Origin of the sequence: Siminovitchia fortis, assembly GCF_003605365.2 — a bacterium.
Classification (GTDB): Bacteria; Bacillota; Bacilli; order Bacillales; family Bacillaceae_C; genus Siminovitchia; species Siminovitchia fortis.
Genome location: NZ_QYTU02000001.1, coordinates 249,649 through 261,397, shown reverse-complemented (window position 1 = coordinate 261,397; position 11,749 = coordinate 249,649). Strand labels below are relative to the sequence as shown.

Annotated in this window: 9 protein-coding genes and 1 other annotated feature; of the genes, 7 read left to right on the top strand and 2 right to left on the bottom strand. The window is 45.2% G+C overall.

Annotated features, from left to right (window positions below):
• Positions 1-67 precede the first annotated feature (67 nt).
• The 4 genes from recJ to dtd all read left to right on the top strand — a co-directional run bounded on the left by recJ (position 68) and on the right by dtd (position 5,760).
• Entirely contained in the window at positions 68-2,431 is a 2,364-nt protein-coding gene (recJ, locus tag D4N35_RS01410; RefSeq protein ID WP_120068793.1) for a single-stranded-DNA-specific exonuclease RecJ, read from the top strand.
• Complete coding sequence (locus D4N35_RS01405; RefSeq protein ID WP_120068790.1) at positions 2,422-2,934, top strand: adenine phosphoribosyltransferase; 513 nt, start codon at positions 2,422-2,424, stop codon at positions 2,932-2,934. The genes recJ and D4N35_RS01405 overlap by 10 nt, the downstream gene beginning before the upstream one ends.
• A gap of 172 nt (positions 2,935-3,106) precedes the next feature.
• A complete protein-coding gene (locus tag D4N35_RS01400; protein WP_120068787.1) occupies positions 3,107-5,296 on the top strand; it encodes a RelA/SpoT family protein in 2,190 nt (729 codons plus the stop codon).
• A 14-nt stretch (positions 5,297-5,310) separates the two neighbouring features.
• Positions 5,311-5,760: a D-aminoacyl-tRNA deacylase gene (dtd, locus tag D4N35_RS01395; protein WP_120068784.1), complete on the top strand. Its 450-nt coding sequence runs from the start codon at positions 5,311-5,313 to the stop codon at positions 5,758-5,760.
• Between the two features lie 42 nt (positions 5,761-5,802).
• On the opposite strand, the gene D4N35_RS01390 is transcribed toward dtd, so the two are convergent.
• Positions 5,803-7,068, bottom strand: coding sequence for an N-acetylmuramoyl-L-alanine amidase family protein (locus D4N35_RS01390; RefSeq protein ID WP_120068781.1), 1,266 nt, complete (start codon positions 7,066-7,068; stop codon positions 5,803-5,805).
• A gap of 139 nt (positions 7,069-7,207) precedes the next feature.
• Between D4N35_RS01390 and D4N35_RS17975 the strand changes: the two genes are divergently transcribed.
• The 3 genes from D4N35_RS17975 (at position 7,208) to aspS (ending at position 10,777) form a co-directional block, all read left to right on the top strand.
• A complete protein-coding gene (locus tag D4N35_RS17975; protein ID WP_164876249.1) occupies positions 7,208-7,384 on the top strand; it encodes a hypothetical protein in 177 nt (58 codons plus the stop codon).
• 53 nt (positions 7,385-7,437) lie between these two features.
• Positions 7,438-7,667, top strand: a binding site (T-box leader).
• A gap of 64 nt (positions 7,668-7,731) precedes the next feature.
• Entirely contained in the window at positions 7,732-8,997 is a 1,266-nt protein-coding gene (gene hisS / locus D4N35_RS01385) for a histidine--tRNA ligase (protein WP_120068778.1), read from the top strand.
• A gap of 16 nt (positions 8,998-9,013) precedes the next feature.
• The gene (gene aspS / locus D4N35_RS01380; protein WP_120068774.1) at positions 9,014-10,777 is read left to right on the top strand and encodes an aspartate--tRNA ligase; all 1,764 of its coding nucleotides are present in this window, start codon (positions 9,014-9,016) and stop codon (positions 10,775-10,777) included.
• A 79-nt stretch (positions 10,778-10,856) separates the two neighbouring features.
• Here aspS and D4N35_RS01375 read toward each other — a convergent pair whose 3' ends face one another.
• Positions 10,857-11,699, bottom strand: coding sequence for an AAA family ATPase (locus D4N35_RS01375; RefSeq protein ID WP_120068771.1), 843 nt, complete (start codon positions 11,697-11,699; stop codon positions 10,857-10,859).
• Between the last annotated feature and the right edge of the window lie 50 nt (positions 11,700-11,749).

The following is an 11,749-nucleotide window of genomic DNA, read 5'->3' as shown; positions in this document are numbered from 1 at the left end:
CATCCTCATGGAGAATTGAAAGGACTTCTCCCATTCTGTATAATAGGAAGCCTGGGAGAGTGAGTAAATGTTACAGCCAAATACCCGCTGGATCGTTCGGAAAACCGATGAGAAAGCGGTTCAAATACTAACTGATGAACTTGATATATCTCCGCTGACAGCCACATTGCTTGTGAACAGGGGGATTAGCGATCCTGCTGAAGCTTATCGATTTTTACATATTGAAAAAGAAGACTTTCATGATCCGTTTTTGCTGCAAGACATGAAAAAAGCGGTTGAGCGGATCCGTCAGGCAATCAAGGAACAGGAGAAAATTCTTGTATACGGCGATTATGATGCCGACGGTGTAACGAGCACCGCCGTCTTAATGACAGCATTAAGGGAATTGGGGGCTCCAGCCGAGTTTTACATACCGAATCGTTTTACAGAAGGATATGGCCCGAATGAAAATGCTTTTCGCCGGGCCGCCGATAATGGCGTCAAGCTGATTATAACCGTTGATACCGGTATAGCATCTGTCCATGAGGCAGAAGTCGCAAAACAGCTTGGATTGGATTTGATTATAACGGATCACCATGAGATCAGGCCTGAAATACCGCCGGCATATGCCATCATACATCCAAGGTTTGGCGGCACACATTATCCGTTTCCCGATCTTGCGGGAGTCGGTGTCACTTTCAAGCTTGCCCATGCCCTATACGGGACTGCGCCGGAACAGCTGCTCGACCTCGTCGCTGTCGGAACGATTGCCGACCTGGTACCGCTGCATGGGGAGAACCGGCTCATTGTCAAAAAAGGCCTTCGGGTCCTCAGCCGTTCGGAGCGCCCCGGACTTGTTGCATTGAGCAAGCTGGCCGGGGTAAATCTTGCTGAAGCCAATGAAGAAACCGTCGGTTTCACAATCGGCCCCCGCCTGAATGCGGCGGGCAGGCTGTATTCTGCAGACCCTGCCGCCGAACTCTTGCTGTCAAAAGATGATCGGACGGCAGAAATGCTGGCCCGCGATATTGAACAATTAAACAGCGAGAGAAAAGACATCGTTGCGGAAATAACAAAAGAAGCCGTAGAAATGGTGGAAACACTTTACCCCCCTTCCGAAAATCACGTGCTTGTCATCGGAAAAGAAGGATGGAATCCAGGGGTGATCGGCATCGTGGCTTCAAGGCTTACTGAAAAGTTCTACAGGCCGGCCATCGTCTTGGGCTATGACAAGGAGACGGGAAAGGCCAAGGGCTCTGCACGAAGCATCAAAGGCTTTGATTTGTTTGCCAATCTGCTGTCCTGCTCTGATTTGCTTGAGCATTTCGGCGGGCATCCGATGGCGGCGGGAATGACTCTCTCAATCTCCAATGTGGAAGAGCTTCGAAGCAGATTGAATGTTGCGGCAAGAGATCAGCTGAGTGAGAAGGATTTGGTTCCATTCACGGATCTTGATGCGGAAGCTTCATTATCTGAAGTGGATATACACTCAATAAAAGAACTGGACATGCTTGCACCATACGGGGTGGGCAATCCGAAACCGAAATTTATGATCAGCGGCGCAGACCCGCAGGATATTAGAAAAATCGGGACTGATCAAAATCACCTGAAGCTGACTTTAAAGCAGGCCGGCGGCTTGCTGGATGGAATCGGCTTTAATCTCGGATATCTTGCAGACAGCATCTCACCTGACGCACAGCTGTCAGTCATCGGAGAACTGGCAATCAATGAATGGAATAATATGAGGAAACCGCAAATATTTATAAGAGATGCCAGTATCAGCAACTGGCAGCTGTTTGACATGCGCGGCAAAAGGCGCCCTGATAGCTGGCTTCCCCTTTTACCGAAAAAGAACGTGTATTTCATCGTTTTTAGACGGCAAACGTTGGATGAGTTTTCGCTGGATGCCTCACAAGTTAAATTCATTTCTGATTACGAAGCGGCCAAAGAACTGGCCATTGATGGAAAAAGTGTTGTGTTTCTTGATATCCCTCCTAATCTAAGTCTTCTTGAAAATTTGATAGAAGGGAAGGCGCCAGATCGGATATATGCTCATTTTTCCCATGATCAGGGGCAATTTTTTAGAACGATCCCGACTAGGGAGCATTTTAAATGGTACTATGCTTTCCTTGCGAAAAGGCGGACCTTTGATGTAAGAAAGTACGGAAAAGAGCTTGAAACCTATCGCGGTTGGTCAGAAGAAACCGTCCGGTTTATGACCAAAGTGTTTTTTGAGCTGGAATTTGTTACAATAAAAGATGGAATGATCGTACTTAACCAGGTGAAAATGAAGAAAGATTTGTCGGATTCCCCTGCCTATCAACAGAAGCAGGCGGACATTGAACTTGAAAATGCTCTGATCTATTCATCATATCAGGAATTGAGGCAATGGTTTGAGAAGCGGGTTGCACACTCTGGTTATCATGAGGAGGAAGTGGATGCATGGACTTAAAACAATATATTACAATCGTTCCGGATTGGCCCCAAAAAGGGATTTTATTTAAAGATATTACGACACTGATGGATAATGGCGAGGCTTTCCGGTATGCAACGGATCAAATTGTTGAATATGCGAAAGAAAAGGAAATCGATCTCGTTGTCGGTCCCGAAGCACGCGGATTCATCATCGGCTGCCCTGTTGCCTATGCCCTCGGGGTCGGCTTTGCACCGGTCAGAAAAGAGGGAAAGCTCCCAAGGGAAACGATCAAGGCGAGTTATGGCAAAGAATACGGCAAAGATGCCTTGACCATTCACAAGGATGCGATCAAAAAGGGCCAGCGAGTATTGATTACGGATGATTTATTGGCAACCGGCGGAACGATTGAAGCGACAATCGAGCTTGTCGAAAAGCTTGGCGGCATCGTTGCAGGTATCGCTTTCCTTATTGAGCTTTCCTATTTGAACGGGAGGAAAAACCTTGAGGATTATGATCTTTATACTCTGATGAAGTTTTAATGACTGAAAAGCACTCTCCAATGAGTGCTTTTTATTATGCCCTCCAGAAAAATGATGGAAAATGACAGCTCGTTCTTTACAACCAGCGTATAAAAAACGATAATAGTAATTATATATTCTTTTTTTATTCGACATTTTTCATAATCTTTATTTAATAAAAAAGGTGATCCTTGTGGCAAAAGATAACATTTTAACAGCTGAAGATGTTTTTGAACAGGTAAGTGAATATTTAAATGAGGAACACGTAGAACTGGTAAAAAGGGCTTATGAATTTGCCAGTGAGGCCCATAAGGATCAGTTTCGCAAATCCGGAGAACCGTATATTATCCATCCGGTCCAGGTGGCCGGTATTCTCGCTGACCTCCAATTGGATCCCGCTGCGGTTGCCGCCGGCTTTCTTCACGATGTAGTGGAAGATACACAGGTGACCATCAAGCAGATTTCCGAGGAATTTAATAGTGAAGTGGCAATGCTTGTTGACGGCGTCACTAAACTTGGAAAAATAAAATATAAATCGCATGAGGAGCAGCAGGCCGAAAACCATAGAAAGATGTTTGTCGCCATGGCAAAAGATATCCGGGTCATTTTGATCAAGCTTGCTGACCGTCTTCATAATATGCGGACATTAAAGCATCTCGCACCCGAGAAACAAAGAAGGATTGCCAATGAGACGCTGGAAATTTTTGCTCCGCTTGCCCACCGGCTCGGAATTTCGAAAATCAAATGGGAGTTGGAGGATACATCGCTTCGGTACATGAACCCGCAGCAATACTATCGGATTGTCAATCTGATGAAACGGAAGCGGGCCGAAAGGGAGCAGTACTTGGACAACGTCATTGAAGAAGTGAAGAAACGGCTGGAGGAAGTTGACATTAAGGCTGAGCTGTATGGCCGGCCCAAACATATTTATTCCATCTACCGGAAAATGACACTCCAGCATAAACAATTCAACGAAATATATGATCTTCTTGCTGTGAGGATCATCGTAAACAGCATCAAGGATTGCTATGCCGTTCTTGGTATCATCCATACATGCTGGAAGCCGATGCCCGGAAGGTTCAAAGATTATATTGCGATGCCTAAACCAAATATGTATCAGTCACTCCATACAACAGTCATAGGGCCTAAAGGGGAACCGCTGGAAGTACAGATCCGGACGATAGAAATGCACAGGATTGCCGAGTACGGGGTTGCGGCCCACTGGGCTTATAAAGAAGGAAAGACAATTGACCAGAAATCTTCGTTCGACAAGAAACTTTCCTGGTTCAGGGAAATATTAGAATTCCAAAATGAATCGGCCAATGCCGAGGAATTCATGGAATCATTAAAAGTCGATTTATTTTCCGATATGGTGTTTGTATTTACTCCGAAGGGTGACGTCATCGAACTTCCGGCCGGATCGGTCCCGATTGATTTTGCCTACCGCATCCATTCGGAAATCGGCAACAAGACGATCGGAGCAAAGGTCAACGGGAAAATGGTCACGCTGGACTATAAACTGAGTACAGGCGATATTATAGAAATCATGACTTCCAAACATTCATACGGGCCAAGCCAGGACTGGCTCAAGCTGGCGCAGACCTCCCAAGCCAAAAATAAAATAAAGCAATTTTTCAAAAGGCAGAGAAAAGAAGAGAATATTATCAAAGGCAGGGATTTGGTTGAAAGAGAGATCAAAGAACTTGGTTTTGACGTCAAAGATATCCTTGTTCCTGAAAATATTGAAAGAACGGCGGAGAAATTTAATTTTCCGACTGAAGACGATATGTATGCGGCTGTCGGCTATAATGGCATTTCGGCACAGCAGGTCGCCAACAGGCTGACAGATAAGTGGAGAAAGAAACGCGATGAGGAAGAGGCTGTCAAAGACATTGTATCAGAAGGAAAACAAACCCAGCGTCCGGGGAGACACGAAGCAGGAGTAAGAGTCAAGGGAGCGGATAATTTGCTTATCCGGCTTTCGCGCTGCTGCAATCCGGTTCCGGGTGATGAAATTATCGGTTTTATCACTAAGGGGAGAGGTGTCTCTGTCCATAGATGCGATTGCCCGAACGTTGCCAGTTCCGACCAAGAGAATCGTCTTATCCATGTTGAATGGGTGCCGGGCGGGAATACCCGGAAAGAGTATAATGTTGATATCGAAGTATTGGGATACGACCGCCACGGACTTCTGAACGAAGTGCTGCAGACAGTAAGCGGTACAAGAACGAATATCACAGCTGTATCAGGCAGGACAGACCGAAATAAAATGGCTACGATCATGGTGACCATCGCTATCCATAACATCAGCCATCTTCATAAAGTCGTGGATAAAATCAAACAGATTCCGGACATCTATGCGGTACATCGAATCATGAACTAAAGGAGCATAAGAAAGTGAAAATCGTGCTTCAAAGATGCAAGCAGGCTAGTGTGACAGCAGAGGGAAGATTGACAGGATCCATCGGCAGAGGATTTGTACTGTTAGTTGGCATTACTCATGATGATACTGAAAAAGAAGCCGAATGGCTGGCCGATAAAATTATAAATCTCCGTATTTTCGAAGATGCGGATGGGAAAATGAACCGTTCATTAAAAGATGTGAATGGTGAAATCCTGTCAGTCTCCCAATTTACACTTTACGCCGACTGCAATAAAGGAAGGCGCCCCAGTTTTGTCGATGCAGCAGCTCCTGACATGGCGAATTCTATGTATGAACACTTTAATGAACTGCTTCGGAGCAGGGGAGTAAAGGTGGAGACAGGCGTTTTCGGCGCCATGATGGAAGTCGACCTCGTCAATGATGGCCCTGTCACCCTTGTTTTGGAACGAAAAAATGAAAAATAGCTGTGGGGCTGGGCACTGTTATAAAAAGCAGTGCCCTATTTTTTATTTAAAAAAATCCTGAAGTCCTTTGACAATCGAATCGGTAACTTGTTCACGGTATTTCTTCGTTTTAATGATTTTTTCCTCATCTTCATTGCTCACATACCCTAGCTCCAGCAAGACGGCCGGCTGGGTATTTTCCCTCATTACATAATAATCCCCAAATTGTGTTCCCCGGTCTTTCAATTTGATTGACTCGGACAAATGGCTGTGGATTGTATCAGCAAGCCGCTTTTCATATGAATGATAATAATAAGTCGTGTGGCCTGAGGCGGAAGCGTCGTCGATGCTGTCAAAATGCAGGCTGATGAAAGCATCTGCTCTGTTTTCGGAGGCTATGTTTGTCCTGTTATACAGGGGGACATATTTGTCCCCGGTTCTAGTCAACACGACCTGGGCACCGGCTTTATCCAGTTTTTTTTCAAGGAGCTTTGCAGTTTTCATTGTCAAGTATTTTTCAAGCGTTCCGTTTTTTCCGGCAGCGCCCTGATCGTTGCCTCCATGTCCTGCATCAATGACGATAAGCTTTCCGGATACCCCTTTTCCTGGCCTTCTTTGGCTGGGAGGCCTGTCAGTTGATGAAACGACCCAGCCGGCTATGTATCCTTTTTTCCCTTTGGATGTCTTCACTTCCATCCAGCCGTTTTTTTGATCAATGACTTCGTATACTTCGCCTGCGTAAGCTTGTCCGACAATGTTTGATTTGATATCAGGCTTCTTCCTTATATTTGAATGATCGTGAAGAACCATTATATTCGCCGGTTCATGTTTTGCTTTTTTGCCTCCGGCATCCTTTTTATCAACATATTCGCTGCTGACCCATGCAGTCCCGGATTCAAAATGGATCTTGCTCCACCCGTTGCTCTCTTCAATAATCTTTACTTTGTCTCCTTCTTTCAATTTACCGAGAATATCACTTTCTATGCCGGGCTCTGACCGGACATTCAAGTTTTGAACAGCGATGCTGCCTTCTGTTGACGGTAATTTTGCCGTATCTTTGGATGCCAGCCAGCCGGCAATCCAGCCGGTCTCACCCGAAGGCAGTTTGATTTCATACCAGTCGTCTTTTTCATTGATTACAGGGTATGTTTCCTCTTTTTTTATTTGGGTAATGATTGGATAGGATGTGCCGGGTTTTTCGCGGACATTGACCACTTCACCTGTAATTGTGGCGGTTTCGGTGTCTTCGGCGATGGATGACGAATCCTTGCCGCATCCGGCGATTATAAAAATGAGTGCAAGAATCATCAATAAATCTTTTTTTCCCACGGATATACCGCCTTTCTCTCTTGGTAATCATTATCGCATGAGGAGTAAAAATAAAAAAGTGCAAAAAAAAGCCGCTGTTCATCATTAAATTGTTCTGCAATGGGAATAATAAATGAATATCAATTTCAGGAGGAATTCTATGAGGATCAGTGAAAAAGGCCGATGCGCAGGATTAGCTTTGCCAAATATAGACGGACTGGATTTACAAAACTTGCTTGAAAATGGGTCCGGCGAAATGCCGGAGTTGTTGATGCATGAATCCGGATGGGACAACTCCGGGATCCAATTATTAAAAAGAGAGCTCGAACGCAGTTAAACGTTGACAAAAACGGTTTGCCTTCGTATGATTATATAGATAAATTACAGATAGTTCATCCGGTGAGGGAGAGAGTAGTCGGGAACCGTTTGGGCAGAGAGGAAATATCCAGGCTGAAAATATTTCCGCAAATAGCCCCGATGAAAGACACTCCTTAGGATTCCGCTTCGAACAGCTTTACTGCCCAGTAGGAGAAGGACGCAAACAGCGTTATGTGAAAAAGTGAAAGTGGGAAGACCGCTTTTAAAAAGGGTGGCACCGCGGGAATACTCTCGTCCCTTGTTTTACGAAACAAGAGACCGGGGGTATTTTTATTTTTATCTGTTGTGTAGAAAGGAGATATGAGCTTGTCTATTCAAATACCAAGAGGTACGCAGGATTTGCTTCCAGGCGAAGTGGAAAAGTGGCAGTTTATTGAAAAAAAGGCCAAGGACATATGCAGAAGGTATTTATACAAAGAAATCAGGACACCGATTTTTGAACATACGGAACTATTTCAGCGGAGTGTCGGCGATACGACAGATATTGTCCAGAAAGAGATGTACACGTTCGAAGACAGGGGCGGCCGCAGTCTGACGCTGCGCCCGGAAGGGACGGCTGCTGTTGTGCGGTCTTACGCCGAAAATAAAATGTACGGACAAACGGTCCAGCCTGTCAAGCTTTATTATTTGGGGCCGATGTTCCGTTATGAGCGTCCGCAGGCCGGCCGCTACCGGCAGTTTGTACAATTTGGAGTGGAGGCGATCGGAAGCGATGATCCGACCATTGACGCGGAGGTCATTTCACTCGCGATGGAGCTGTACAGGGAGCTCGGTTTGAAAAAGCTGCGCCTTGTCCTTAACAGCCTGGGTGACAGCTCCAGCAGGAAAGCGCACAGGGACGCGCTGGTCGCTCATTTTCAGCCGAGGATCGGGGAGTTTTGCGATGATTGCCAGCAGCGTCTTGAAACGAATCCGTTAAGGGTTTTGGACTGCAAACGGGACCGGGATCACGAGCTGATGAAATCTGCCCCTTCCATACTTGATTATTTAAATGAAGAATCAAGTCAATATTTTGAAAAAGTAAAGAAACATCTGACTGACATGAAAATCGAGTTTGTCGTGGATCCGACACTTGTAAGAGGATTGGATTATTATAACCATACAGCTTTTGAAATCATGAGTGAGGCGGAAGGGTTCGGCGCTATCACCACTTTATGCGGCGGAGGAAGGTACAATGGCCTTGTACAGGATGTGGGCGGTCCGGACCAGCCAGGAATCGGCTTTGCGCTAAGCATTGAACGACTTTTAAGCGCGCTTGAGGCAGAAGGAGCCGCTCTTCCTCACGAGGAGGCTGTTGACTGCTATATTATTGCAATTGGGGACAAAGCGATGGATTATACTGTTCCGCTTTTGCAAAAGCTTCGCCGGGAAGGCCTTTCCGCTGAGAAAGATTATATGGGACGCAAGATGAAAGCCCAATTCAAGGCTGCCGAAAGAATAAATGCCAAGTTTGCCCTTATCATCGGGGAAGATGAGCTGGAAAATGGTACAGCGGTTATAAAAGATCTGCAAACGGGTGAACAGGAAAATGTTCCACTTGAAAACATTGTTGAATTTTTAAATAGAGGTTGATAAGGAGAGTCTGCTCATGTATGGAAGAACATATTATTGTGGAGAAATGACAGAAAATGCAATCGGGGAATCTGTTAATTTAAAAGGCTGGGTCCAGAGGCGCCGCGATTTGGGCGGGCTGATCTTCATCGATCTTCGTGACCGTACGGGTGTCGTTCAAATTGTCTTTAATCCGGAGGTATCGAAAGAAGCGCTGGAAACTGCCGAAACAATCAGAAACGAGTTTGTTATTGACGTAAAAGGTGAAGTGGTCAAGCGGGATGAATCTACTTTTAATCCCAAAATAAAGACCGGGACAATTGAAGTGATCGCGAGCGAAGTGGCCATTATCAATAAAGCGAAAACACCTCCGTTCATGATAGAGGACAGGACGGATGCAGCGGAAGACATCCGGCTGAAATATCGCTATCTGGACCTGCGCCGGCCTGAAATGTTTGAAGTGTTCAAGATGCGGCATGATGTCACAAAAACGATCCGGAATTACTTGGATGAAAATGGTTTTCTTGATATCGAAACACCGATGCTGACAAAAAGCACTCCAGAAGGAGCAAGGGACTACTTAGTTCCGAGCCGTGTCCATCCGGGCGAGTTTTATGCATTGCCGCAGTCGCCTCAGCTGTTCAAACAGCTTTTGATGGTCAGTGGATTTGACAAGTATTATCAGATCGCCCGCTGTTTCAGGGACGAAGATCTAAGGGCGGACCGCCAGCCTGAATTCACACAAGTGGATATCGAAACCAGCTTCATGGACCAGAAGGAAATTATGGACATGACAGAAAAAATGATGGTTAAAGTCATGAAAGATGTGAAAGGCCTTGATGTTTCTGAGCCTTTCCCTGTCATGACATATGATGAGGCGATGGCGCGTTTCGGTTCCGACAAGCCTGACACCCGTTTTGAAATGGAGCTTCAGGATGTTTCTGAAATCGTAAAGGACTCGAATTTCAAGGTGTTTTCCGGAGCGGTTGAATCTGGAGGCCAGGTTAAAGCCATTGTTGTAAAACAGGCTGCGGAAAAGTATTCCAGAAAAGATATTGATGCGCTTGGGGAATTTGCTGCTATTTATGGGGCAAAAGGGCTTGCCTGGATGAAAGTCGAAGAGGACGGCATCAAAGGCCCAATCGCCAAATTTTTTGATGAGGAGGAAGTTAAGCAGCTTACAACTGTACTCCAGGCTGAAGCCGGCGATTTGATTTTATATGTGGCAGACAAAAAGAATGTGGTGGCTGATTCGCTGAACGCCTTAAGATTGAAGCTCGGCAAAGAGCTTGGGCTCATCGATGAAAGCAAATTCAATTTCCTTTGGGTCGTCGACTGGCCGTTGCTGGAATATGATGAGGAAGAAGGGCGCTTTACAGCAGCACACCATCCATTCACAATGCCGGTCAGGGAAGACGTCAAGTACCTTGAAACAAATCCTGGGCGTGTGCGTGCGCAAGCATACGATCTTGTCCTGAATGGGTATGAACTCGGCGGGGGATCATTAAGGATTTTTGAAAGGGATGTCCAGGAAAAAATGTTCAAGGCCCTTGGTTTCTCGGAAGAAGAAGCCCGGGAGAAATTCGGATTTTTGCTTGAAGCTTTTGATTATGGCACTCCTCCGCATGGGGGGATTGCGCTTGGCCTTGACAGAATGGTCATGGTCCTTGCCGGACGGTCCAGCCTCAGAGATACGATTGCTTTTCCAAAAACAGCAAGTGCCAGCGATCTCCTGATGAAAGCACCGGACGAAGTGGACAGCAAGCAATTAAAAGAGCTCCATCTGAAAATCGGAAAATAAAAAACAAGGCTTGTCCGCCCCGAAAGGCATTGTTGCAAAGCGGAAAGGAGGCTTGCATGTAAAGCAGGCCTCCTTTCCGTCATTTAATGGGAATGTCTGTAAAATAGCCGTCATCATCATCAGCTTTTTGGTCATTATTGGACTTTTCTCCGGATTCCATGCTGGAATCCCAGCTGGAGTCTTCACTCGATTCTTCTCCGGCTTCCCCACCGGATTCCTCCTCTATATTCTCTGTCTCATCCATTTCGCTATCTTGCTTAAAGCTTTCGAAGTCAGCTTTTATATCTTCGGCAATTTCCGCCGGCAGAGTGCTTGTTCCATATGTTGCCCCGATATTAAGCTGTCCGCCTAAATCCTTGATTCCCAAGTTGGCGAAATTATTGTTTTGTTCGTATTTATCCAATAAAATTTTATCGACTTTTATTTCTCGTATGACAACAGGCTGTTCTTCCTTTTTTTTCGGAATGGAAGCGGTTTTCATTTTTTCTAATTCGCTCTTTAGTTCCATCGTCTGCTGCCTGTTTTCTTCTATGCTCTCCTTCATCATGGCAAAATCATTTTCCAAACCGGTTATTTGATCTTCCATACGGTTTATTTTCTCCTGAATCGGAGCTAATGATTGTGAAATATACGTATATATTTGTAAATAAAAGCGCTTTTCCATTGCAGTAAAAGCTTCCCGTTGATTGCTTTCTTCCTTTTTATCTTTTTGAGGCAGTTCTTGATGTTCACTTTTTCCATATTTGGAGGAAAAGCTCTCTTTTTGCCATTTGCTCTCCAGTTTGAGCAGCCTTTTCATATGAACATCCAATGTATTTATTTTATTCACTCGCTGCTCTAATGCGTGAACTCTTTTTTTGAGAATCTGTATTTCATCTTCATTATTTTCATTTCGATTGAATAAACCTTTTATAGGCATCATCATTTCACACCTTTATTGTTTAAAAGAGTTTGTCCAAAAAATGAAAGGGG